We start from the raw sequence: 22,462 nt of genomic DNA on the forward strand, positions 1-22,462 counted from the left end.
CCCCCCCCCCCCCCCCCCCCCCCCCCCCCCCCCCCCCCCCCCCCCCCCCCCCCCCCCCCCCCCACCCGCCCCCCCCCCCCCCCCCCCCCCCGGCGGGGGGGGGGGGGGCCCCCCGGGGCCCCCCCCCCCCCGCCGGCCATGCCGGACCGGTCACCCCGACCGGACCGCATCGTGTCTCACGCGGGAACGATGTTCACCAGCTTCGGCGCCCGCACGATGACCTTGCGGATGCCCGCGCCGGCCAGCGCGGCGACCACGCGCTCGTCGCCCAGGGCCGCCTTCTCCAGCTCCTCGTCGGAGATGGTCGGCGGGACCTCCAGGCGGGCCTTGACCTTGCCCTTGATCTGCACGACGCAGGTCACGGTCTCGTCGACGACGTACGCGGGGTCGGCGACCGGGAAGTCCTGGTGGACGACCGATTCGGTGCGGCCCAGCTTGCGCCACAGCTCCTCGGCGATGTGCGGGGCCAGCGGGGCGACCAGCAGCACCAGGCGCTCGGCGACGGACCGCGACACGGGGCCCGCGGCCTTGGTCAGGTGGTTGTTCAGCTCGGTGATCTTGGCGATGGCGGTGTTGAACCGCATGCCGTCCAGGTCCTGGCGCACGCCGTCGATCGCCTTGTGCAGCGCCCGCAGGGTGTCCTCGTCGGGCTCGGCGTCGGTGACGGTCACCTCGCCGGTGGCCTCGTCGACGATCAGGCGCCACATGCGCTGCAGCAGCCGGTACTGGCCGACGACGGCGCGGGTGTCCCAGGGGCGTGAGACGTCCAGGGGGCCCATCGCCATCTCGTACAGGCGCAGCGTGTCGGCGCCGTACTCCTCGCAGATCTCGTCCGGAGTGACGGCGTTCTTCAGGGACTTGCCCATCTTGCCCAGTTCGCGCTTGACCGGTTCGCCCTCGAAGAAGAACGTGCCGTCGCGCTCCTCGACCTCGGCGGCGGGGACCGGGAAGCCGCGGCTGTCGCGGTAGACGTAGGCCTGGATCATGCCCTGGTTGAACAGCTTGTGGAACGGTTCGGCGGACGAGATGTGGCCCAGGTCGAACAGGACCTTCGACCAGAAGCGGGCGTACAGCAGGTGCAGCACGGCGTGCTCGGCGCCGCCTACGTAGAGGTCGACGCCGCCGGTGGGCTGACCCTCGCGGGGGCCCATCCAGTAGCGCTCGGCGTCGGGGGCGACCAGCTGCTCGCTGTTGCGCGGGTCCAGGTAGCGCAGTTCGTACCAGCACGAACCGGCCCAGTTGGGCATGGTGTTGGTCTCGCGGCGGTAGCGGCGAGGTCCGGTGCCGTCGCCCAGGTCCAGGGTGACGTCGACCCAGTCCTCGTTGCGGGACAGCGGGGTCTCCGGAGAGGTGTGCGCGTCGTCCGGGTCGAAGGTGCGCGGGCTGTAGTCGTCGACCTCCGGCAGCTCCAGGGGCAGCATGGACTCGGGCAGCGAGTGGGCCACGCCGTCCTCGTCGTAGACGATCGGGAAGGGCTCGCCCCAGTAGCGCTGGCGGCTGAACAGCCAGTCGCGCAGGCGGAAGTTGACGGTGCCCCGGCCGATGCCCTTGCGCTCCAGCCACTCCGTGATGCGCGCCTTGGCCTCGACGACCACCAGGCCGTCCAGGGTGACGTCGGCCCCGGCGGAGTTGATGATCTTCGCTTCGTAGGAGTCGAAGGAGTCGTCCCATGTGGACGGGTCGGTGCCGCGATCGTCCGAGGGCTCGACGACGCAGCGCATCGGCAGCTCGAAGGCGCGCGCGAAGGCGAAGTCGCGGGAGTCGTGCGCGGGGACGGCCATGATCGCGCCGGTGCCGTAGCCCATCAGGACGTAGTCGGCGATGAAGACCGGGACCTGCTCGCCGCTGACGGGGTTCGTCGCGTACGCGCCGGTGAAGACGCCGGTCTTCTCCTTGGCGTCGGCCTGGCGCTCGACGTCGGACTTGGCGGCGGCGAAGGCGCGGTACTTGGCGACGGCTTCGGCGGGGGTGGCGTGGCCGCCCGTCCAGACGTCGTGGGTGCCCTCGGGCCAGGCGGCGGGGACGATGGTGTCGACCAGCTCGTGCTCGGGCGCCAGGACCATGTAGGTGGCGCCGAACAGGGTGTCCTGGCGGGTGGTGAAGACGGTGATGGCGTCGTCTACGGAGCCGACAGAGCCGACGGGGAAGTCGACGCGCGCGCCTTCGGAGCGGCCGATCCAGTTGCGCTGCTGCAGCTTGATGGCCTCGGGCCAGTCCAGCGCGTCCAGGTCGTCCAGGAGGCGGTCGGCGTAGGCGGTGATGCGCATGTTCCACTGGCGCAGCTTGGCCTTGAAGACGGGGAAGTTGCCGCGCTCGGAGCGGCCGTCGGCGGTGACTTCCTCGTTCGCCAGGACGGTGCCCAGGCCCGGGCACCAGTTGACGGGGGCGTCGGAGGCGTACGCCAGGCGGAAGCCGCTCAGGACGTCGGCGCGCTCCTTGGCGTCCAGGGCGTGCCACGCGCGCGTGGAGTCCGGTACGGCGCGTTCACCGCTGTCGAACTGGGCGATCAGGTCGGCGATGGGGCGGGCCTTCCTCGCCTCGTCGTCGTACCAGGAGTTGAAGATCTGCAGGAAGATCCACTGGGTCCACTTGTAGTAGTCCGGGTCGATCGTCGCGAAGGAGCGGCGCTTGTCGTGGCCCAGGCCCAGGGCGCGCAGCTGTGCCTTCATGTTCTCGATGTTGGCTTCGGTGGACACGCGCGGGTGCGTGCCGGTCTGCACGGCGTACTGCTCGGCGGGCAGGCCGAAGGCGTCGAAGCCCAGGGAGTGCAGGACGTTGTGGCCCGTCATGCGCTGGAAGCGGGCGAAGACGTCGGTGGCGATGTAGCCCAGGGGGTGGCCGACGTGCAGGCCCGCACCCGAGGGGTACGGGAACATGTCCATGATGAACTTCTTGGGGCGTGCGACGAGGGCCGGGTCGCCGGCCAGGTCGCCGCTCGGGTTGGGCGCCTCGTACGTGCCGTTCGCGTCCCAGAAGTCCTGCCAGCGTGCCTCGATCTCGGCTGCCAGGGCGGCCGTGTAGCGGTGCGGGGCGGCTGCCTCGGCGGCGGGGGCGCCTCCCGCGCCGGCCGCGCCCTCAGCAGTGGCGGAGGAATTCGTCTCGCTCATGGTCCTCAAAGCTCCATCGATCGTCTCTGCCTGCGGAAATGGCCGGACGGCCAAATAAAAATGCCCCTCGCACAGGAGGGGACGCCGCGCCGATTCCGACCGCGCTCACTGGGCGGTCGGGACTGATCAGCGCGGCCCGCTAAGCAGAAGGCGTACGGCACGCATGGCGTCAGGGTACCGCAGCGCTCCGGAGCCGGGCCACGCGCTTTGTCCGTATCCCCGGCACCCCCGACACCCCACCCATGGCCAAGGATTACTCCGCGTACCGCCCACTATCGGGGCAACACCAAGATCGAGTCGCGCTTTGATAACAACGCAATAACTCAAACCACGTACCCATCGGTATGGCTCGACTTAGCATGCGGCGACCGAACCATTTCGGAGTCGCCCCCATGAACCCTCTGAACCCGCACCGCAACAGCCGCACAGGCCCCGCGGCACCGGCAACACCGCCGCGGCGCTCCCCCTCGCCACGGCGTTCCGCCCCGGCGTCCGCGCCCTTCCCGCCGCCCGCACCGGACGCGGCACCGGCGTTCTCCCCCTTCCGCGCGCCGGGCAGAGCGGCCCGCGGCGTCGTCACCACGGCCGCGCTGCTGCTGATACCCCTGCTCGTGTTCGCGGGCGGCGACGACTTCCGCGCCGCACTGGACTTCACCACCGGCGTCCTGTCGCTGGTGGCCCTGACGGCGTCGGTGATGTGGGGCCTGGTCGCCTCCGACCGGCTCTTCCTGCGCTCGCGCCAGCGACTGCTCGCCCAGGCCGTGCACCGGGCCACGGCGGTCGCGTCCGTGGGCTTCCTGCTGCTGCACGGCACCGTGAAGCTCGCCCTGGACCATGTGTCCTTCGTGGGCGCCCTGGTGCCCTTCGGGCTCGGCTTCACGGGCGGCGACGGGCTCATCGGCCTGGGCTCGCTCGCCGGGCTCCTGATGATCACCACCAGCGTCACCGGCGCCCTGCGCAGCGCCTTCGCCTCACCGGTCCAGGTCGCCTCCCGGTGGCGCGCGCTGCACATGCTGGCCTACCCGGCCTGGTGCGCGGCCCTGATCCACGGCCTGTACGCGGGCCGCCCGCCGAAGCCGTGGGTGGTGGTCCTGTACTGCCTGTGCCTGATCGCCGTGGCCGGGGCGGTGGCGCTGCGCGCGGCGCCGCGTCCGGTCAAGCGCAAGGTGGCCGCCCGCATCTTCGCCCTCCTCGAACCCGACGCCCGGCCCGCGCCCGAGCGCGCCCGCCGCCGCGAGGCCCCCGCGCCCACCCGTGACACCGCGTCCGCACCGCTGCCCGGCACCGCGTCGGGCCGCGCCGCCCCCGCGGCCGACCAGCCCCCGGTCGTCGGCATCGCCGCCGCCTACCGCGCGCTGGCCGCCCCCTCCGACCCCGACTCCGCGCTGCCCCTGGACCTCCAGCCGACCGAGGTCCTGCCCACCATGACCCCCCGCTGGCCGGCCCCCTCCCCGCCCCCTCCGGCCGAAGCACCCTCGGCACCGTTGCCGTACGACTCCTTGGACGACGGCTACGACTCCGTAGACATCGGTTACGGGCCGGCGGGCAGTGGCGGCCGCCGCGACTTCCAGGACACACAGCACGACTACGGAGACAGGGGTTTCGGCTCCGGGGACACCGACCCGTACGGCACCTCGTACGACACCGGCCCTCAGCCCGCCTACCACCCGCCCGTGCACGATCCCCTGCCCGTGCCCGACCCCGTCCACGACGACGGCCCCGCCACCCAACAGCTCACCGGCCCCTTCCAGGCGCCCAGCACCGGCGAACCCTGGAACGCGTCCACCGGAGGCAGCAAGTGAACGCGTCACTGCCCGACGTCCCCGAAGTCCGCGTCGTCGGGCTTCCGCTGCTGACGTCGGGCTTCGATCTGGTCGAGCGGCTCGACCTGGCCATGCACCTGAAGGTGCACGGCCCCCTGGAACCCATCGCGGGCGAACAGCTCGCCACGCTGGCCGAGCAGATCTCGCTGCGCGGCCGCGGCGGCGCGGGCTTCCCGTTCGCCAAGAAGCTGCGGGCGGTCGCCGAGGCCGCGATCCGGCGGGGTGTGCGGCCCGTGGTCGTCATCAACGGCAGCGAGGACGAGCCGGCGTGCCGCAAGGACACCGTGCTGATCAACCGCGCCCCGCACCTCATCCTGGACGGCGCGCTGCTCGCCGCCGAGGCGCTGGGCGCGCGCACGCTCGTCGTCGGCGTGACCCGGGACTCCACGGAGGCCTCGATGCAGGCGGCGCTCGCCGAGCGCGGACTGAGCAACCGGCGCGGATCGATCCTCCGCGCGCGCGTGCAGCGCAATCCCGTGCGCATGGTCACCGGTGAGTCCTCGGCCCTGGTGCGCTCCGCCGACGGCGGGCCGCCGCTGCCTCCGGGGCGCAAGGTGCGCACGTCCGACTCCGGTGTGGGCGGCGCGCCGACGCTCCTGTCGAACGCGGAGACCTTCGCGCAGCTGGCGGTCGCCGCCCGCATCGGCGCGGAGCGCTACCGGCGCACCGGACTGCGCGACGAACCGGGCACGGTGCTTCTGACCCTCTCCGGAGCCGTCGCCCGGCCGATGGTCGTGGAGGCCCCGACGGGCGTGCCCCTCCGGTACGTTCTGCAGCTCGCCGGTGCTCCCCCGCTGCCGCAGGGCGTCCTCACGGGCGGGTATCACGGCAAGTGGCTGGACGCGGTCACCGCGCACGACGCGGTCGTGTCCAGGGCGTCCCTGGAGGCCTGCGGGGGCGCGCTCGGCGCGGGCGCGATCCTGCCGCTCGGCCCGGGCACGTGTCCGCTGGGCGAGGCCCTGCACGTGGCGAACTGGCTGGCCGCGGAGAGCGCCGGTCAGTGCGGGCCCTGCTATCTGGGGCTCCCGGCCGCCGCGCGGGGCCTCGCCGACGTCCTGGACGGTGGCGGGCCCACCGCTCTGGAGGCGCTGCGCGAGGTGACGCGGGCGGTGAAGCGGAGGGGTGCGTGCAAGCATCCGGACGGTTCGGCGGCGTTCCTGGAGTCGACGATCGCGGCGTTCACGGACGATCTCGCCGCGCACGTCCTCGGCGACGGGTGCGGGCGTCCCGTGGAGGGCGTTCTGCCGCTCCAGGACGACAGCCCTCAGGGGCAGGGGTCGAGCGGCCGCAAGCTCGCCGTCGACTGGACGCTGTGCCAGGGCCACGGCCTGTGCGCGGACATCGTGCCCGAGCTGATCCAGCTGGGCCCGGACGGCTTCCCCGCGGTCGCGGAGGCCGCCGTGCCGCGCTACTCCGAAGCGCGCGCCCAGCGCGCGGTGCGCCGCTGCCCCGCGCTGGCCCTGCGCATCGAGGAGGCCCCCGCGGCGATCCCGGCGCAGGCGCCGTCGCCGGGCCTGCCGATGCTGCCTCGGGGCCGCGGGCGCAGGGCGCTCGGCAGCGGGCGGTGAGGACGGCGAGGACGGCGAGGACGGCGATGACGGCGATGACGCGCTGAACGTTCTCTACGGGGAGGACCTGGGGTGTGTGCCCCGGGGGTTCTCCCCGTAGAGGCCCGAGTGCTCTCCGCACATGCCGGGCCGGCCCTCTCCGTACAAGCCCCGGGAACACGAAAAAGCGGGCCACCCGATCCGGGTGGCCCGCTCATTCACTGTGGAGCTAAGGAGAATTGAACTCCTGACCTCCTGCATGCCATGCAGGCGCTCTACCAACTGAGCTATAGCCCCTTGTTGCTGCTCCGCCCGGTTTCCCCGGCGGCTCCGCAAACATTACACGGTCACCCCCGGGGTCCACCAAATCGTTTCCGTCCCGGACACCCGAGGTCACTACGGTCCGGCCTCGTGTCCGTGATCGCCACCGCTGTCATACGCCGCCGGGTCCCCCTGGCCGCCGGGGTCTGTCTGCTCTCCTTCGTCTCCTTCTGGGCCGCGCAGCGAGCGGCCGACGTCTCGATGATCGACCTGTGGGTCTACCGCGCGGAGGGCCAGGCCGCGCGCGCGGGCGCCGACCTGTACGCGCTGCGCGCCACCGAGTACGACCTGCCCATGACGTACCCGCCGTTCGCGGCGTTGCTGTTCACTCCGCTGACGCTGCTGGATCCGGTGGACCTGCGGCCGCTCGCCACGCTGGCGAACCTGCTGCTCCTGTTCGCCGTCGTGCGGCTGTCCCTGCGCCTCGCGGGGGCGTGGCGGCACACGCGCGTGGAGACGGCTCTGTGGGTGTCGGCGGTCGCTGTCTGGGCGGAGCCGGTGTGGACGACGCTGCGCTACGGGCAGGTGAATCTGCTGCTCGCCGTGCTGGTGCTGTGGGGGCTTACGCGGCGCCCCGATCACCGGTGGGCGGGGGTGGGCATCGGGTTGGCCGCGGCGGTCAAGCTGACGCCCGGCCTGTTCGCGGTCTTCCTGCTCCTGGTGGGTGCCGTGGCGGGCGTACGCGGGGGTGTGTGGCGGCCCGCCGTGCGGCACGCGTGCGTGGCGGCCGCCGCGTTCCTGGGGGCGACGCTCGTCGCGGCCGTGGTACTGCCGGACGACTCCCGGAACTTCTGGACCCGGGTGGTCTTCGAGGCGGGCCGGGCGGGGCGGGCGGAGAACACCGCGAACCAGTCGGTGCGCGGGGTGCTCGCGCGGCTGCTGCACACCCCGGAGCCGGGCGTCTGGTGGGCGGCCGTGGCGGCGGTGGTCTGCGTGGCGGGGCTCGCCGTGGCGGTGGCCGCGGCGGCACGCGGGGAGCGGGCCTGGGGCGCGGTCGCCTGTGCGGCGACCGCGCTGCTCGTGAGCCCGGTGTCGTGGTCGCACCACTGGGTGTGGTGCGTGCCGATGGCGGTGCTGCTGTGGACGCGTGCGGCGCGGTGGGGCGGCCGGGGGCGGTGGGCGGCGGCCGGGGGCCTCGCGCTGGTGTTCTGCTCGTACGCGCTGTGGTGGGTGCCGCACCGCCCCGGGCGGCCTGAACTCGCCCAGAACTTTGGCGAGATGACGCTGTCGGCGGTCTATCCGCTGGCCGCTGTCGGCTTCCTGGCGGTCGCCGCGGCCGTCGCTCTGGGGTACCCGCGCTCGGACCGGGAAAGCCGCGCGCGGGGTCGGGGCGGCCCCGCGGAGGGCTCGGGCGGGGGCTCAGGGGCTCGGGGACGCCTCAGGCGGTGGCGAACGAGTAGAAGCGCTTGAGGGTGCAGTGCTCGTCGAGCAGGCGGCCGTAGATCGGCTCCCCTTCGAGTTCGCGGTACGTCTCGATGGGGTCGCCCTTTATGATCAGCGCCCGCGCGCACTCCTCGCACCAGTACTGGTAGTCCGGGTTGACCGGCTCCATGTCGCGGACGATCGGCGTACCGCTGCCGCACCAGTCGCATTTACGCCTGTGTGCACCCATCGATCAGCTCCAGCTGTGGCCGCAGGCGGTGCACACGTAACTGACTCCGCCGTTGTCACCGAGGACTTGAGCCACGTGGGCCGAACCGCAGGAAGGGCAGTGGAGGAGCGTGGCATCGCCGACCTGTATGTCCGCCACTTCGAAGAGGCCCCCGGCCTCTTCGAGGATGCTCGCAGGCATCGCGCTCTCCCTCCCGTCGGGTCACCGTCGGCGCTTTGGTGCAGTCCCCTTCCGGCCCCGTCGATTCTGCCACGACCACGGCGAGACGGTCAGCGACGCATACGTACCAGTCCGGACACGGCCCCCAGGGCGGCCGCCGCGGCGAGCGCGTAGAAGCTCACCAGGAGCGCGTCCGCCGATGAATACGCCCCAGGAGCCCCCTGTGACTCAATCCGGGCGAGGAAAATCGCGCCGAAGACGGCGACTCCGGTGAGCTGTCCGAGCTGGGTGACGGTGGCCAGGAAACCACTGGCGTCCGCCGCGTCCTCGGGCCGTACGGTCGCGAGGGCGCGCGTGAGGGTCGGGCTGAAGCCGAGCGCGAGCCCAAGGCCGCCGCCCACGAACGCCACGTACAGCCAAAGACCGCCGTCGCCGCCGTCCCGCAGCAGCAGGCCCACGGCGACGCACGACAGGGCCGCGAGGGCGAACCCGCCCGGGATCAGTGCCCGTTGCAGGGCCGCGGGCCACTTGCGCCACGTCAGACCGACGACTCCGAAGACGATCGCGGACGGGGCGAACGTCAGGCCCGCGCGCAGCGCGCTGTAGCCGAGGCCGCCCTGCACGTGCAGGGACAGCACGAACAGGAACCCGGAGTTGACCGCCATCACCGCGGCGAGCCGGAACACGGCGAGGCCCATGCCCGGCACCCTCAGGACCCGCGGCGAGATCAGCGGCGCCCCGCCGCGCCGGGCGAGCCGCGCCTCGTACCGGCAGAACAGCGCGAAGAGCACGACGGCGGTGCCGAGGGACACCCACGTCCACAGCGGCCAGCCCTCCTGCTCGCCGAGGACCAGGGGCACCGTGAACGCCGAGACGGCGGAGCCGAGCAGCACGAGTCCTGGCAGGTCGAGCCCGCGCGCCCGGCCCGCGTCACCGCGGTCGTCGCGGGGCAGCACGCGGGCGGCGACGAACAGCAGGGCCACGCCGACCGGCACGTTCACCAGGAACACCGGGCGCCAGCCGGTGCCGAACAGGTCGGCGCTGACGAGGACGCCGCCGACGACCTGCCCGGCGGCGGCGCCGGTGGCGAGGACCGCCGAGTACGCGCCGAGCGCCTTCATCCGGGCCTCGCCGGTGAAGTTCCGCTGGATGAGGCTGAGCACCTGCGGGATGAGGACGGCGGAGCCCGCGCCCTGCAGGAGCCGGAACGCGATCAGCTGGCCGGTGCTCTGGCTCAGCCCGCAGGCGAGCGACGCGGCCGTGAAGACGGCGAGCCCGACGAGGTAGACCCGGCGGTGGCCGAGCCGTTCGCCGAGGCGCGCGCCGGTGATCAGCAGGACGGCGTACGTGATGGTGTAACCGGCGATGACGAGTTGCAGCCCGGCGCCGGACGCGTGCAGTTCCTCGCGGATCGTGGGCGCGGCGACGTTGACGATGAACACGTCGAGCAGCGCCATGAACTGGGCGGTGAGCACGGCCGCGAGGAGCCGTCCGGGGCGGATGTCAGTGCCGGGGGCTTTACTGGATCCAGGAGTTGGGGCGGAGGTCGCCGCGGGTGGGGTCGTAGTGGTCATGCCCCCGAGCGTGGCCGCGGGCGGGTACAGGTAGTGAGAGCCCGCCGATGCTGGTACTGACAGCACCTGGCAAGGTCGGTGACGGGGACGCACGATGGGGGACGTGACGACGATGGACATGACGGGGACACCTCGCGCGGTGCCGTCCACCCGCGCGCCCTCCCGGCGGCGCCTCGAGCTGGCCGCGTTCCTGCGGGGCCGCAGAGCCCGGGTCACCCCGGCCGACGTGGGCATGCCGCCGGGCCCCCGGCGCCGCACGCCGGGCCTGCGCCGCGAGGAGGTCGCCCAGCTCTCCGGCGTCGGTGTGACGTGGTACACGTGGCTGGAGCAGGGCCGCCCCATCAACGCCTCCGCCCAGGTCCTGGACGCCGTCGCGCGCACGCTGCGCCTGGACACGGCGGAGCGCGAGCACCTGTACGACCTGGCGGAGGTGCCGTACGCCGCGCGGCACGAGGCGGCCGTGCGGAGCGTGGGCCCGGAGGTGCAGGGCATCATCGACGCCCTGGACCCGCACCCGGCGGTGGTCTACAACACGCGGTACGACATCCTCGCCACCAACCCCGCCTACAGAGACCTCTTCCTGGTCCCGCCGATCGAGGCGATAGGCGTGGAGAACGTGCTGTGGACGCTGTTCGTCGTGCCGGAGAAGCACTGTCCGCTGGTCTTCAGGGACTCGGAGCTGCCGGTGATGGTGGCGACGCTGCGCGGGGAGTACGGCCGGCATGTGGGCGAGCCCGCGTGGGAGAACTTCATCCGGGAACTGTCCCTGGCCAGCCCGGAGTTCGCGCGGATGTGGGCGAGCGGCTATGTGGTGCCGCCGGGGCCGCGGGTGAAGACGTTCTGGCACGAGGCGGTCGGTGAGCTGCGGATGACGTCGGTGTCGCTGTCGATCAACGGCATGCCGGACTGCCGCATCGTGGCGTACACGCCGGACGACGAGGAGACGAAGGAGCGGACGGCCAGGCTGCGCGGGCTGCGCCGCGACGACGCGTGAGCAGCGGGCGCGCGTGAGCAACGGGCACCGGACATGACGAAAGCGACGCGGCTCACGTTTCCCGTGAGCACACGCCGCTTCTCGTGTGAGTGGAGCTAAGGAGAATTGAACTCCTGACCTCCTGCATGCCATGCAGGCGCTCTACCAACTGAGCTATAGCCCCTTGCGTTCTTCCCGCTCGGCGGGCGAACAAGAAGAACTTTAGCCTGCGACCTGCCCGAATGTGAAATCCGGTCCCCGACCCCGGTGACCTGGGCTTCCGCCGGGACACGCCGGAGGCTAGTCGTCGTCTCCGAGCACCGGCTCGGGCAGCGTGCCCGCGTTGTGCTCGAGCAGGCGCCAGCCGCGCGCGCCCTGGCCGAGGACCGACCAGCAGCAGTTGGAGAGCCCGCCCAGGCCCTCCCAGTGGTGCGGCTCCAGGCCGAGGAGGCGGCCGATGGTGGTGCGGATGGTGCCGCCGTGGCTGGCGACGACCAGCGTGCCGTTGTCGGGCAGCTTCTCCGCGTGCCGCAGCACGACCGGGGCGGCGCGGTCGGCCACCTCGGTCTCCAGCTCACCGCCGCCGCGGCGCACCGGCTCGCCGCGCTTCCACGCGGCGTACTGCTCGCCGTGCCGGGCGATGATCTCGTCGTGGGTCAGGCCCTGCCAGGCCCCGGCGTAGGTCTCGCGCAGGGCCTCGTCGTGCGTGACGTCGAGGCCCGTGACGGCGGCCAGCTCGGCGGCGGTGGCCGCGGCCCGCCTGAGGTCGGACGCGATGATCGCGTCCGGCTTCAGGGAGGCGAGCAGCCGGGCGGCGCGCCGGGCCTGGCCGAGGCCGACGTCGGTCAGCTCGATGTCCGTGGTGCCCTGGAAGCGGCGCTCCAGGTTCCAGGCGGTCTGGCCGTGCCGCCACAGGATGATCCGGCAGCCGCGGTTGCTCACCGCAGCTCACCGCCCAGCTCGCGCAGGGCTCCGGCCTCCTCGGCGGCCTGCTGCCGGTCGGCGTACTCGGCGGCCTTGCCGCGGGTGGCCTTGGCCTCGGCGGGCAGCTCGATCTCGGGGCAGTCCTTCCACAGGCGCTCGAGGGCGTAGAAGACGCGCTCCTCGCTGTGCTGGACGTGCACGACGATGTCGACGTAGTCGAGGAGGACCCAGCGGGCCTCGCGGTCGCCCTCGCGGCGCACCGGCTTGGCGCCGAGCTCCTTGTTGAGGCGCTCCTCGATCTCGTCGACGATCGACTTGACCTGGCGGTCGTTGGGCGCGGAGGCGAGCAGGAAGGCGTCCGTGATCGACAGCACGTCGCTGACGTCGTACGCGATGATGTCGTGCGCGAGCTTGTCGGCGGCCGCCTGGGCGGCGACGGTGATGAGCTCGGTGGAGCGGTCCGTGGCGGTCACAAGAGAGCTTTCCTTCAGATGGGCAATACCCGTCAAGGGTCTCACGGACCGCCCATGGGTCCCCAGAAGATTGTTTCGACCACTCCGGGACCGCGCCTAGTAGTCCCCGCCGAGCACCACAGACACGTCCGCGTTCGGGGCCGTCTTGCCCTTGGTGACCGCGCCGGTGGGCAGGCCGAGGGTCTTGGCGACCTCCTGCGCCTCCGCCTTCTTGCCCGCGTCGGCGTAGGTGACCTGCGACGATGCCGCCGAGCTGGCGGAGCCGCCGTCGACGAAGGTGTAGCCGCCATTGACCAGTGCGATGCGGGCCTTCTCCGTGGAGTCCTTGTCGCCGGTGGCGTTGCGCACGCCGACCCGGACGGCCGCGCCCTGCTCGGGGCTCTTCACGGCGCCGCCGAGCACGTCCTTGACCACGCTGGTGCTGGCCTTCTCGGTCAGCGTCCCGTCGTCCTGGACGGGGAGGAGCGCGGTGGCGTAGTCGCCGCCCTTGGCGCGGTCGGCGAGCTTGGCGAGGAACGTGCCGAGGTCCTTCTCCTTCAGCGACGGGTCGAGGATCTGCGCGAGCGACTGCACGGTGACGGTCGCGGCCTGCGGGTCGGACGACAGCTTGCGCAGCACGCCCTGCATGACCTGCCCGAACCGGGTGAGCTGCGCGGTCTCGGCCTCGCCGGAGGCGCGGTAGGTGGCGTAGGCGACGGCCATCGGCCCGCTGAGGGTCTGCTGCTCGCCCTTCTTGACGAGCGGCGCCTCGCCCTTCTTCTTCGCCTTCGGGTCGGGGACGTCGGCGTTGGTGTCGATGTCGATGTTGCCGACGAGTTCGACGAGGTTGTTGAGGTAGGGGGTGTCCAGGCGCCAGGTGCCCTCGACGTGGGTGCCGAGTGCGGTGTCGATCTCCTCGCGGGTGCCGGTCGAGCCGTCGTCCTCGACGGACTTGGCGAGCGTCGTCGCGCTGCCGTCGTCGCCGGTCAGGGCCAGGGAGTCGGGGAGCAGGACGGTGCTGCCGCGCTTGGTGGTGGTGTTGTTCACGAGCAGTGCCGTGGAGGTGCCGCCGCCCTTGGTGTTGTGCAGGTGGACGACGATCACGTCGCGCTTCTGGGGGCCGGCGGCGGCCTGCCCGCCGGACTTCTCGTCCGAGCCGCCGGGCAGCTTGCCCGCGGACCACAGATAGCCGGCGCCGCCGACGACCGCCAGCGCGAGCACGGCGACCAGGGCGACCACGCGCGAGCGCCCGCGCCGCTTGGCCTCCTCGCGGCGCTCGGTGCGGCTCTCGGTGAACTTGAGCCAGTCGATGACGTCTTCGGATTCCTCGTCCGGCTCCTCTATGAACGAGAACTGCTCGGTGCGGTACTCGGGCGCTTCGCCGCCCTCGTGCGGCCGCTCCGGCCCGGCTTCCTGCTCCGGGGAAGGCTGTGGGGTCTGCTGTGGGGACGGCTGCGGGGACTGCTGTGCGTACGACGGCTGTTGATACGCCGACTGCTGCGGCTGCTGTGGCTGCTGCTGCGCCTGGGGCTGGTACGACTGCTGCTGCGGAACCCACCCGGTCTGCTCCCGGGTGTCGTACGCCGACGGCGGCACCGCCGCCTGCTGCCCGGTCGAGCCCTCCGCCGCGTACGGGTCGTAGCCGTACCCCTGCGGCTGCTGCTGCGGGGCGTACGTGTCATAGCCGGGCGCCGCCTGCGGGGGCACCTGGGGCTGCTGTTGCACCAGTTGGTACACCGGCCGCCCGTACTCGTCGTACCCGACGACCTCGTACTGGTCCGCCGCGTCACCCGCGTACTGACCCGCGTACGGGTCCTGGCCCGCGTAGGGGTCGTACTGTCGGTCGTTCACCGGTGCCCCTCTCGGCTCAGTCGCCGCGGTACAGCTCGCGCTTGTCGATATAACGCACCACGCCGTCGGGTACCAGGTACCAGACGGGGTCCCCCTTGGCGACTCGCGTACGGCAGTCCGTGGACGAGATCGCCAGGGCCGGTACCTCCACGAAGGAGACGCCGCCCTCGGGCAGGCCGGGGTCGGCCAGGGTGTGGCCGGGCCGGGTGACGCCGATGAAGTGCGCCAGCGAGAACAGCTCTTCGGTGTCGCGCCAGGTGAGGATCTGGCCGAGCGCGTCGGCGCCCGTGATGAAGAAGAGGTCGGTCTCGGGGTTGAGACGGCGCAGGTCGCGCAGGGTGTCCGTGGTGTACGTGGCGCCGCCGCGGTCGATGTCGATGCGGCTGACCGAGAACTGCGGGTTCTCGGCGGTCGCGATGACCGTCATCAGATAGCGGTCCTCGGCCGGCGAGACCTTCTTGTCGCTCTTCTGCCACGGCTGCCCGGTCGGCACGAACACGACCTCGTCGAGGTGGAACTGCGCGGCGACCTCACTGGCCGCCACCAGGTGTCCGTGGTGGATCGGGTCGAACGTTCCGCCCATGACGCCGAGTCGGCGCTTGGCGGTGCTGGCCGGTCCTGAGCCCGGGCCGCCCTGCGGGCCGGTAGGCATGTCCTGCTCTCCCATGCGTGCAGACACTACCGGCCCCGCCGACAGGCCCAGGTCTCAGCCGTCCGGGGCCCGGCGGCGACGGCTCAGCGGTCGCGGTTGAAGCGGGTGGTGATCCAGAGCAGCAGGAGCAGCACGACGAAGGCGCCGCCGCCGGTGACGTAGGGGCTGATGCTCGCGTGCTCGTCGGTGTGCTCGCCGCCCTCGGAGGCGAGAGTGACCAGCTGGGCGGCGGTGCTGTGGAGGATCATCGTCAGCAGGACCTATCCGTTATGGGATCGGGGTAAAGACTTGGGGGCCATCGTATGCGGGCGCCCGGCCGCCGAACACGCCGACTCCGCCGTTGCGGTACGTGGCGTCAGGCGTCGCGGCCGTCGGCGTCGGCGCGCTCGCGGTCCTCGCCGTCGCTCCCCCGGCTGTCGCGGGAGCCGTCGTCGGCGTCCCGGGAACCGTCCGCGGCGTCCCGGGAACCATCCGCGGACCCCTGCGCGTTCCCCTGTCGATAGCCCCGCAGCAGCAGCCACGCCACCAGGACGCAGCCCACCACCATCACGATCAGCACGACACGGAGCAGGTTGCCCGGGCCCTGCTTCTCGGCCGCCTCGGCGGCCAGGTCGAGGGATTGTGCTGCGGAGATGTGCTCCATGGCGGATGACTCCTTCTGTGTGCTGCCCTGTCACGGTATCTCCGCCTAGGCTGGGCCCCACCTCGGGGGCAGGAATGAGGACAAGACATGGGGGATGCGGCATGACCGACGGCAACCACAACGGCGCGGGGGACGGACAGGAGAACGTGCCGAGCCGGCAGCGCAGGCGCTTCCCCGGTATCTCCTCGCGGGCGTACGAGCACCCGGCGGACCGCTCGGCCCTGGTGGCCCTGCGCAAGCTGAGCGGCTTCGACACGGTCTTCAAGGCCCTCAGCGGGCTGCTGCCCGAGCGCAGCCTGCGCCTGCTGTTCCTCTCGGACTCGGTGCGGGTGTCCGACGCCCAGTTCGCGCACCTGCACACGATGCTGCGGGACGCCTGTTACATCCTGGACCTGGAGAAGGTCCCCGCGATGTACGTCCAGCAGGACCCCAAGCCGAACGCCATGTGCATCGGCCTGGACGAGCCGATCATCGTCGTGACGACGGGCCTGGTCGAGCTGCTCGACGAGGAGGAGATGCGCGCGGTGGTGGGCCACGAGGTGGGCCACGCCCTCTCCGGTCACTCCGTGTACCGCACGATCCTGCTGTTCCTCACCAACCTCGCCCTGAAGGTCGCGTGGATCCCGCTGGGCAATGTCGCGATCATGGCGATCGTGACGGCGCTGCGCGAGTGGTTCCGCAAGTCCGAGCTGTCCGCGGACCGCGCGGGCCTGCTCGTCGGCCAGGACCTGCAGGCGTCGATGCGCGGCCTGATGAAGATCGCGGGCGGCAACCACCTGCACGAGATGAACGTGGACGCGTTCCTGGAGCAGGCCGAGGAGTACGAGGCGGGCGGCGACCTGCGCGACTCCGTCCTGAAGATCCTGAACGTGCTGCCGCGTTCGCACCCCTTCACCACCGTGCGTGCCGCCGAGCTGAAGAAGTGGGCCGCGACCCGCGACTACCAGCGGATCATGGACGGCCACTACCCGCGCCGCGAGGAGGACAAGGACACGTCGGTCAGCGACTCCTTCCGCCAGTCCGCTTCGTCGTACGCGGAGAACGTCCGCACGAGCAAGGACCCGCTGATGAAGCTGGTCAACGACATCGCGGGCGGCGCGGGCGACCTGGGCGGCAAGCTGCGCGGGAAGTTCACCGGGCAGGGCGGCCAAAGTGGGCAGAGCGGTCAGGGCAGCGGCGGCGGTGACGGCGGCTCCGCGTCCAACGGCTCGTCGGACCGCCCGTCCGACAACTAGCCCGACCGCCGTCCCCCAACCAACCGTCCGGCAACCAACCGTCCGACAGCGCCCCGCCGGTAGGCCGGGCCGTGCTCACAGCGAAGGCTGGGCGGCTCCCGCGAGGGTCCCGCACAGCGCCGTGGCGTCTCCCGTCGCATAGGGGTCGGTGCCCGCGGGGCCGCCCGCCTTCGCCTTCTCGCCCGCGAGCAGCGGCCGCAGCTGCCGGGTGGTGTCGGCGGCGCAGGCGAGCGGCCCGGCCTGGACGGAGGACGTGAGCAGCTCTGCCTGGTGCATGCGCAGGTCGTCGCGGTCGAAGCGGAAGTGCAGCTCGCGCCGGACGGTGAACAGCGAGGCCGGTGCGCGGGCGTCCGCGCGGGCCGGGCGCAGCGCGTAGACGAAGGTGTGGTCCGAGGCGACCTCGAGGGTGTCCTTGTCGGTCTCGGAGGCGCGCAGGCTGCCCTGGACGCGCACGCCGGGGTCGGCGAGCGCCGTCCGGGCCCGGTCGAAGCGGACGAGCCAGCCGGTGGGGGCGTGCCGTCCGTCGGCCGCGGGGTGCCTGAAGCTGCGGTCGAACTGGTCGAGCTGGCCGGGGTCGAGCAGGATGCGGGCGGGGCGCACGGCGCGCCCCATGAGCACCTCGGGGTCGAGCGAGGACTGCACGAGGTAGTCCTTGGCGGTGGCGAGCGCGGAGACGACCTGGCCCTCGGAGAAGTGGTCGGTGCGGCGGGCGGCGGGCAGGTTGATGCCGCCCGCGCCGACGCGGAACTGTGCCGCGGGGCTCTTGGCGAACAGGTCGGGGATCTTCGCGGAGCCGGGCACGCGGCCCTGGGGGGCGAGCGGTATGACGGTCATCCGCAGGGGGTCGGGGCGTTTGGCCGCCGGGGTGCCGTACGGGTGGCGTACGCCCATGTAGATCGCGGTGCCGAAGGCGACGGCGATGAGGACGACGAGGACGACGACCTGGCGGGAGAGGCGGCGGTGGGGGGTGGGCCTGCGGCGCACGGCGCGCGCGTGGTCGCCCATGCGTTCCCGCGCGGAGAACTCCTGCAGTCGCGCAGCGCGCACGAACGACTCGTCGAAGACGACGGATCGGTACTCGTCCTCACCACCGGGAGCGCCCTCGGGTGTCCCCGCAGGTGGTTCTCCTGGCCCGCCCATACCTTCAGGGTAGGTCTCCGGGCTCTCAGGTAAACGCCCTGGTACACGACAACTTCTGACAACTCCTCACGCATGCTGCCCAGTTGGGAGCACCGGCGTGCGCGGGCGGTCGTGGTGGGTGCGGCCTGGGCGGATGCGCCCGGCGTTCAGGGGGTGCGGGGCTCGGCGGGGACCGGGGACTGGCCGAACTCCGCCGACGCGGAGGGGCTTGCGGCGTCGCCGGGGCCCGCGTTCTGTTCGACCTCGGTGGTGGCGGGCGGGGGTATGCGGTCCTGGCGGCCGGACGACGCGCCCCGGTACACCGCGGCGAAGGCGAAGGCCACCATGCCTATGCCGAGGAGGAGGGCGAGCATCCAGGCCACCGGGCGGTGCCAGCGGACCTTGGGGCCGCGGCGGCCGTAGCGCCCGCGGCGGTCCTCGAGGAACTCCGGGTCGCCGAGGTCGTCGTAGTCGTCGTAGTAGTCGGGGTCGCCGGGGTCGCCGTCGCGGCCGAACTCGCCGCTTCCGTAGCCCTCGTAGGGGTGGTCGTCGCTGTCGTCGTCGGGTCCCGAGCCGTGGGGTCCGCGGCGGCGGGCGCGGCCCCTGCGGGCCTCGGCCTCGGACGCCTCGGCGCGTGCCTGGGCGGCGGCGAGCAGCCGCTCCACCGCGGTGGGTTCATGGATCTCGGCGGCGCGCACGAAATCCTCGTCGAAGACCACGGAGGCGAACTCTTCGTCCGCACCCCCGTGGTCGCGGTCGTCGTCGGGTTCCCAGCCGTCGGGAAACGGCGAACCCCCCACGTCCTCCGGCACCCGTCCAGCGTAGACCTGGACGGGGCAATTTGGGCAGACGCAGAGGCGATTCGGGGGTTGTGACCCTCGACGCCCCACTACCCCGCGGCGGTCACGCGACGTGACGCGCGCCGCGCGCGACGGTCACCGGACGTGGCCGTCGCCGGTCACGATGTACTTGGTGGAGGTGAGCTCGGGGAGCCCCATGGGGCCGCGGGCGTGCAGCTTCTGCGTGGAGATGCCGATCTCGGCGCCGAAGCCGAACTGGCCGCCGTCGGTGAACCGCGTGGAGGCGTTCACGGCGACCGTGGTGGAGTCCACGAGCTGGGTGAAGCGGCGCGCGGCCTGCTGCGAGGTGGTGACGATGGCCTCGGTGTGCCCGGAGGTCCACAGCCTGATGTGCTCGACGGCCTGTTCGAGGGAGTCGACGACGGCGGCGGCGATGTCGTACGAGAGGTACTCGGTCTCCCAGTCCTCGGTGGTCGCGGGGACGACGGTGGCCTTGGAGCCGGGGGCGTACGTCTGGACGCGTTCGTCGGCGTGGACGGTGACGCCGGCGTCGGCGAGGGCGTCGAGGGCGCGGGGCAGGAAGGCGTCGGCGATGTCGGCGTGGACGAGGAGGGTCTCGGCGGCGTTGCAGACGCTGACGCGCTGGGCCTTGGAGTTGATCAGGATGTCGACGGCCATGTCGAGGTCGGCGTGCGCGTCGACATAGACGTGGCAGTTGCCGGTGCCGGTCTCGATGACGGGGACCGTGGACTCCTCGACGACGGTCCTGATCAGGGAGGCGCCACCGCGCGGGATGAGGACGTCGACGAGGCCGCGGGCGCGCATCAGTTCGCGGACGGACTCGCGGCTCTCGCCGGGGACGAGCTGGACGGCGTCGGCGGGCAGTCCGGCGCCGTGCACGGCGTCGCGCAGGACGCGGACGAGGGCGGTGTTGGACTCGTACGCGGAGGAGGAGCCGCGCAGGAGCACCGCGTTGCCGGACTTCAGGCAGAGCGCGGCGGCGTCGACGGTGACGTTCGGGCGGGCCTCGTAGATGATGCCGACGACGCCGAGGGGGACGCGGACCTGGCGCAGGTCGATGCCGTTGGGCAGCGTGGAGCCGCGGACGACCTCGCCGACGGGGTCGGGCAGGGCGACGACGTGGCGGACGTCGGCGGCGATGGCGCGGACGCGTTCGGGGGTGAGGGTGAGGCGGTCGACGATCGCCTCGCTGGTGCCGGCCTCGCGGGCCTTCGCGATGTCCTTGGCGTTGGCTGCCACGATCTCCGCGGTGCGCACTTCGAGGGCGTCGGCGATGGCGAGCAGCGCGTCGTCCTTCTCGGCGCGCGGCAGCGGCGCGAGGGTGGCCGCGGCGGCGCGGGACCGGTAGGCGGCCTGGGCGACCGGGGACATGTTGTCGTAGGGCGAGAGCGCGGTCATGAGGGCAGCGTAACGGCGCGTCGGAGGGCGTCCAGACGCTGTTCCGCAGTACGAGACGTGGGGCGGGACCGGGCGGGGTGGCCGCCGGGGCGGGCCGGCGGGCGCCGGACGGAGATGGCTGGAATTGACACGCGCTTCCTGGTGCCACGTGTCTGCCCCACGCACGAACAGCAACCATCAATTGAGCAACCACAACGGCGACCGACCACGTCCGCGAGAGCGGCGCCGGTTCAGGCGCACTAAAAGGGGTGGACGCCGACGGGGGTCGCGGGCAGGGGCCCGTACCCCTCCGCGATCCGGTGGTGATACGTGTCGCGGTCGATGACTTCGAGGCCGACGATCTCCCACGGCGGCAGCTGTGCGCTCTGCCGGTGCTCGCCCCACAGGCGCAGCGCGACCGCGGCGGCGTCGTGCAGGTCACGGGCCTCTTCCCAGTAGCGGATCTCCGCGTGGTCCTGGGCGTAGCGGCTGGTGAGCAGGAAGGGGTGGTCGTGGGCGAGCTGTTCCAGGCCGCGGCGGACCTCCTGGAGGGGGGCCTTGGCTCCGGAGACGCTCAGCGTGACGTGCCAGAGGCGGGGTGCGTCGGCGGGCTCGCCGCCGTCGCCGTCCCGCGCCTGGTGCTCGCGTGCCTCCCGGTCGTGGCCCTCGGCCGCGTCGCCGCCGTACGCCGCCCCCGCGGCGACGCTCGTCAGCGCGCGCTCAGCCGACCCGCGGGACGCCGCCCCTGGGCGCACTCGTCTCACGACGGCCTCCTTCAACCAGTGGTGGTGCGGATATGCAGCGGTCGTGCGGAACTGCCTTGCAACAAAGTTGAGCAGGACAAGCGGTCCCGCGGGGCGGTTTTGCGGAGTTTCACCTCGGGCGAGCCAGCCGTGACCCGGCGTTCGCGCCTGTTTTCGGCCTGATTTGCGCTGGTGTCGCCGAGGCGGCCGGGACTAGGGATGCACCGTCGGGCGGGGTGGATGGTGCACGGCCCGTCGGGGTGGTGGTGCACGGCCCCGGGATGGTTCAGGGGTGCAGGACCACCAGGTCGTCGCGGTGCACCACTTCGCGTTCGTAGGCGGGGCCGAGTTCGCGGGCGAGCTCGCGGGTGGAGCGGCCGAAGAGGCGCGGCAGTTCCTTGGCGTCGAAGTTCACCAGGCCGCGGGCGACGGCGCGGCCCGCGGTGTCGCGCAGCTCGACGGGGTCGCCCGCGATGAACTCGCCCTCGACCGCGGCGATCCCCGCGGGCAGGAGCGACTTGCGGCCCTCGACGACCGCCCGGACCGCCCCGTCGTCGAGCGTGAGGGAGCCGCGGGGCGCGGAGGCGTGCTGGAGCCACAGGAGGCGGTCCGCGGAGCGGCGTCCGGTGGGGTGGAAGTAGGTGCCGGTGTCGCGGCCCGCGAGGGCGTCGGCGGCCTGGCTGGCGGAGGTGAGGACGACGGGGATGCCGGCGGCGGCGGCGATCCGGGCGGCCTCGACCTTGGTGACCATGCCGCCGGTGCCGACGCCCGCCTTGCCCGCGCTGCCGATCTTGACGTGCTCGATGTCGGCGGGGCCCGCGACCTCGGCGATGCGGGCGGTGCCGGGGGCGGCCGGGTCGCCGTCGTACAGGCCGTCGACGTCCGACAGGAGCACCAGGAGGTCGGCGCGGACCAGGTGGGCGACGAGGGCGGCGAGGCGGTCGTTGTCGCCGAAGCGGATCTCGTCCGTGGCGACCGTGTCGTTCTCGTTGACGACGGGCAGGGCGCCCATGGCGAGGAGCTTGTCGAGGGTGCGGGAGGCGTTGCGGTGGTGAGCGCGGCGGCTGGTGTCGTCGGTGGTGAGCAGGACCTGGCCGACGCGGACGCCGTAGCGCGCGAAGGAGGCGGTGTAGCGGGCGACGAGGAGGCCCTGGCCGACGCTGGCGGCGGCCTGCTGGCGGGCCAGGTCCTTGGGGCGGCGGCGCAGGCCGAGGGGGGCGAGGCCGGCGGCGATGGCGCCGGAGGAGACGAGCACGATCTCGCGCTCTCCTCCGCTCCGGCTCTTCGCGAGCACGTCGACGAGCGCGTCCACGCGGTCCGCGTCGAGCCCGCCCGAAGCGGTGGTCAGGGACGAAGAGCCCACCTTCACGACGACCCGGTGGGCCCCCGCGACGTCCGTCCGTCCCCTTGCCCCTGTCACGGCCCTTGTCACGTACATCCCCAATGGTCCCCATGTGCTGTGGACCAGCAATGTACGTGAGGACGCGGCGGGAGCGCCCGCGCGTTTCGCCGACCGGACCGGCGTACGG

20 protein-coding genes and 2 tRNA genes are annotated in these 22,462 nt (G+C 72.5%); 5 read left to right on the forward strand and 17 right to left on the reverse strand.

Features of this window, described 5'->3' with window-relative positions; all coding sequences use genetic code 11:
• Positions 1-176: 176 nt before the first annotated feature.
• A complete protein-coding gene (gene leuS, locus AB6L24_RS37655) occupies positions 177-3,107 on the reverse strand; it encodes a leucine--tRNA ligase (RefSeq protein ID WP_405663645.1) in 2,931 nt (976 codons plus the stop codon).
• Positions 3,108-3,499: 392 nt separating this feature from the next.
• Here leuS and AB6L24_RS37660 point away from each other — a divergent pair, with 392 nt between their 5' ends.
• Together AB6L24_RS37660 and AB6L24_RS37665 are read left to right on the forward strand one after the other, a co-directional pair.
• Positions 3,500-4,909 (forward strand): cytochrome b/b6 domain-containing protein, encoded by a 1,410-nt coding sequence (locus AB6L24_RS37660; protein ID WP_405663648.1) that lies wholly within the window; start codon positions 3,500-3,502, stop codon positions 4,907-4,909.
• Positions 4,906-6,498, forward strand: a complete 1,593-nt coding sequence (locus tag AB6L24_RS37665; protein ID WP_405663650.1) for an NADH-ubiquinone oxidoreductase-F iron-sulfur binding region domain-containing protein — start codon at positions 4,906-4,908, stop codon at positions 6,496-6,498. The genes AB6L24_RS37660 and AB6L24_RS37665 overlap by 4 nt, the downstream gene beginning before the upstream one ends.
• 203 nt (positions 6,499-6,701) lie before the next feature.
• On the opposite strand, the gene AB6L24_RS37670 is transcribed toward AB6L24_RS37665, so the two are convergent.
• Positions 6,702-6,774: transfer RNA gene (locus AB6L24_RS37670), tRNA-Ala, on the reverse strand.
• Between the two features lie 114 nt (positions 6,775-6,888).
• On the opposite strand from AB6L24_RS37670, the gene AB6L24_RS37675 reads away from it, so the two are divergent.
• Complete coding sequence (locus AB6L24_RS37675; RefSeq protein ID WP_405663653.1) at positions 6,889-8,208, forward strand: glycosyltransferase 87 family protein; 1,320 nt, start codon at positions 6,889-6,891, stop codon at positions 8,206-8,208.
• On the opposite strand, the gene AB6L24_RS37680 is transcribed toward AB6L24_RS37675, so the two are convergent.
• The 3 genes from AB6L24_RS37680 to AB6L24_RS37690 form a co-directional block, all read right to left on the reverse strand.
• Complete coding sequence (locus AB6L24_RS37680; RefSeq protein WP_016643127.1) at positions 8,177-8,410, reverse strand: hypothetical protein; 234 nt, start codon at positions 8,408-8,410, stop codon at positions 8,177-8,179. The genes AB6L24_RS37675 and AB6L24_RS37680 overlap by 32 nt on opposite strands.
• Positions 8,411-8,413: 3 nt before the next feature.
• Complete coding sequence (locus AB6L24_RS37685) at positions 8,414-8,590, reverse strand: hypothetical protein (protein WP_169786645.1); 177 nt, start codon at positions 8,588-8,590, stop codon at positions 8,414-8,416.
• Positions 8,591-8,679: 89 nt separating this feature from the next.
• Positions 8,680-10,143, reverse strand: a complete 1,464-nt coding sequence (locus AB6L24_RS37690; protein WP_405663659.1) for an MFS transporter — start codon at positions 10,141-10,143, stop codon at positions 8,680-8,682.
• 94 nt (positions 10,144-10,237) lie between these two features.
• Here AB6L24_RS37690 and AB6L24_RS37695 point away from each other — a divergent pair, with 94 nt between their 5' ends.
• Positions 10,238-11,137 (forward strand): helix-turn-helix transcriptional regulator, encoded by a 900-nt coding sequence (locus AB6L24_RS37695; protein ID WP_405663662.1) that lies wholly within the window; start codon positions 10,238-10,240, stop codon positions 11,135-11,137.
• A 90-nt stretch (positions 11,138-11,227) separates the two neighbouring features.
• Here AB6L24_RS37695 and AB6L24_RS37700 read toward each other — a convergent pair.
• From AB6L24_RS37700 to AB6L24_RS37730, 7 genes are all read right to left on the reverse strand, one after another.
• Positions 11,228-11,300 (reverse strand) — tRNA-Ala (locus AB6L24_RS37700).
• Between the two features lie 116 nt (positions 11,301-11,416).
• Positions 11,417-12,058, reverse strand: a complete 642-nt coding sequence (locus AB6L24_RS37705; RefSeq protein ID WP_380856968.1) for a histidine phosphatase family protein — start codon at positions 12,056-12,058, stop codon at positions 11,417-11,419.
• Positions 12,055-12,513: a ribosome silencing factor gene (gene rsfS / locus AB6L24_RS37710; RefSeq protein WP_030362627.1), complete on the reverse strand. Its 459-nt coding sequence runs from the start codon at positions 12,511-12,513 to the stop codon at positions 12,055-12,057. Before rsfS ends, AB6L24_RS37705 begins: the two co-directional genes overlap by 4 nt.
• Positions 12,514-12,609: 96 nt before the next feature.
• Complete coding sequence (locus AB6L24_RS37715; protein ID WP_405663667.1) at positions 12,610-14,343, reverse strand: LCP family protein; 1,734 nt, start codon at positions 14,341-14,343, stop codon at positions 12,610-12,612.
• A 16-nt stretch (positions 14,344-14,359) separates the two neighbouring features.
• Complete coding sequence (nadD, locus tag AB6L24_RS37720; protein WP_030362625.1) at positions 14,360-15,010, reverse strand: nicotinate-nucleotide adenylyltransferase; 651 nt, start codon at positions 15,008-15,010, stop codon at positions 14,360-14,362.
• A 68-nt stretch (positions 15,011-15,078) separates the two neighbouring features.
• On the reverse strand, positions 15,079-15,243 hold the full coding sequence (locus AB6L24_RS37725; RefSeq protein ID WP_380856962.1) for a hypothetical protein: 165 nt from the start codon (positions 15,241-15,243) through the stop codon (positions 15,079-15,081).
• Positions 15,244-15,350: 107 nt separating this feature from the next.
• Complete coding sequence (locus AB6L24_RS37730; RefSeq protein WP_405664554.1) at positions 15,351-15,638, reverse strand: hypothetical protein; 288 nt, start codon at positions 15,636-15,638, stop codon at positions 15,351-15,353.
• 101 nt (positions 15,639-15,739) lie between these two features.
• Here AB6L24_RS37730 and AB6L24_RS37735 point away from each other — a divergent pair, with 101 nt between their 5' ends.
• Positions 15,740-16,873 carry a M48 family metallopeptidase gene (locus tag AB6L24_RS37735; protein ID WP_405663671.1) on the forward strand — a complete coding sequence of 378 codons (1,134 nt, stop codon included), beginning with the start codon at positions 15,740-15,742 and terminating at the stop codon, positions 16,871-16,873.
• 75 nt (positions 16,874-16,948) lie between these two features.
• Here the strand turns inward: AB6L24_RS37735 and AB6L24_RS37740 are convergent, their stop codons facing one another.
• The 5 genes from AB6L24_RS37740 to proB all read right to left on the reverse strand — a co-directional run bounded on the left by AB6L24_RS37740 (position 16,949) and on the right by proB (position 22,371).
• Positions 16,949-18,013, reverse strand: coding sequence for a hypothetical protein (locus tag AB6L24_RS37740; protein ID WP_405663674.1), 1,065 nt, complete (start codon positions 18,011-18,013; stop codon positions 16,949-16,951).
• Positions 18,014-18,159: 146 nt separating this feature from the next.
• Positions 18,160-18,804 (reverse strand): hypothetical protein, encoded by a 645-nt coding sequence (locus tag AB6L24_RS37745; RefSeq protein WP_405663676.1) that lies wholly within the window; start codon positions 18,802-18,804, stop codon positions 18,160-18,162.
• A 123-nt stretch (positions 18,805-18,927) separates the two neighbouring features.
• A complete protein-coding gene (locus tag AB6L24_RS37750) occupies positions 18,928-20,211 on the reverse strand; it encodes a glutamate-5-semialdehyde dehydrogenase (RefSeq protein WP_405663678.1) in 1,284 nt (427 codons plus the stop codon).
• 239 nt (positions 20,212-20,450) lie between these two features.
• The gene (locus tag AB6L24_RS37755) at positions 20,451-20,954 is read right to left on the reverse strand and encodes a hypothetical protein (RefSeq protein WP_405663680.1); all 504 of its coding nucleotides are present in this window, start codon (positions 20,952-20,954) and stop codon (positions 20,451-20,453) included.
• A 265-nt stretch (positions 20,955-21,219) separates the two neighbouring features.
• On the reverse strand, positions 21,220-22,371 hold the full coding sequence (gene proB / locus AB6L24_RS37760) for a glutamate 5-kinase (RefSeq protein WP_405663683.1): 1,152 nt from the start codon (positions 22,369-22,371) through the stop codon (positions 21,220-21,222).
• Positions 22,372-22,462: the final 91 nt, after the last annotated feature.

It is taken from the genome of Streptomyces sp. RK9, from assembly GCF_045070545.1.
In the GTDB taxonomy this organism is placed as follows: domain Bacteria; phylum Actinomycetota; class Actinomycetes; order Streptomycetales; family Streptomycetaceae; genus Streptomyces; species Streptomyces alboflavus.

Excerpts from the sequence above, each read along its gene's own strand:
- leuS (WP_405663645.1), bottom strand. The coding sequence starts at position 3,107 with ATGAGCGAGACGAATTCCTCCGCCACTGCTGAGGGCGCGGCCGGCGCG.
- AB6L24_RS37660 (WP_405663648.1), top strand. The coding sequence starts at position 3,500 with ATGAACCCTCTGAACCCGCACCGCAACAGCCGCACAGGCCCCGCGGCA.
- AB6L24_RS37680 (WP_016643127.1), bottom strand. The coding sequence starts at position 8,410 with ATGGGTGCACACAGGCGTAAATGCGACTGGTGCGGCAGCGGTACGCCG.
- AB6L24_RS37685 (WP_169786645.1), bottom strand. The coding sequence starts at position 8,590 with ATGCCTGCGAGCATCCTCGAAGAGGCCGGGGGCCTCTTCGAAGTGGCG.
- AB6L24_RS37690 (WP_405663659.1), bottom strand. The coding sequence starts at position 10,143 with ATGACCACTACGACCCCACCCGCGGCGACCTCCGCCCCAACTCCTGGA.
- AB6L24_RS37695 (WP_405663662.1), top strand. The coding sequence starts at position 10,238 with ATGGGGGACGTGACGACGATGGACATGACGGGGACACCTCGCGCGGTG.
- nadD (WP_030362625.1), bottom strand. The coding sequence starts at position 15,010 with ATGGGAGAGCAGGACATGCCTACCGGCCCGCAGGGCGGCCCGGGCTCA.
- AB6L24_RS37725 (WP_380856962.1), bottom strand. The coding sequence starts at position 15,243 with ATGATCCTCCACAGCACCGCCGCCCAGCTGGTCACTCTCGCCTCCGAG.
- AB6L24_RS37730 (WP_405664554.1), bottom strand. The coding sequence starts at position 15,638 with ATGGAGCACATCTCCGCAGCACAATCCCTCGACCTGGCCGCCGAGGCG.
- AB6L24_RS37735 (WP_405663671.1), top strand. The coding sequence starts at position 15,740 with ATGACCGACGGCAACCACAACGGCGCGGGGGACGGACAGGAGAACGTG.
- AB6L24_RS37740 (WP_405663674.1), bottom strand. The coding sequence starts at position 18,013 with ATGGGCGGGCCAGGAGAACCACCTGCGGGGACACCCGAGGGCGCTCCC.
- AB6L24_RS37750 (WP_405663678.1), bottom strand. The coding sequence starts at position 20,211 with ATGACCGCGCTCTCGCCCTACGACAACATGTCCCCGGTCGCCCAGGCC.
- proB (WP_405663683.1), bottom strand. The coding sequence starts at position 22,371 with ATGTACGTGACAAGGGCCGTGACAGGGGCAAGGGGACGGACGGACGTC.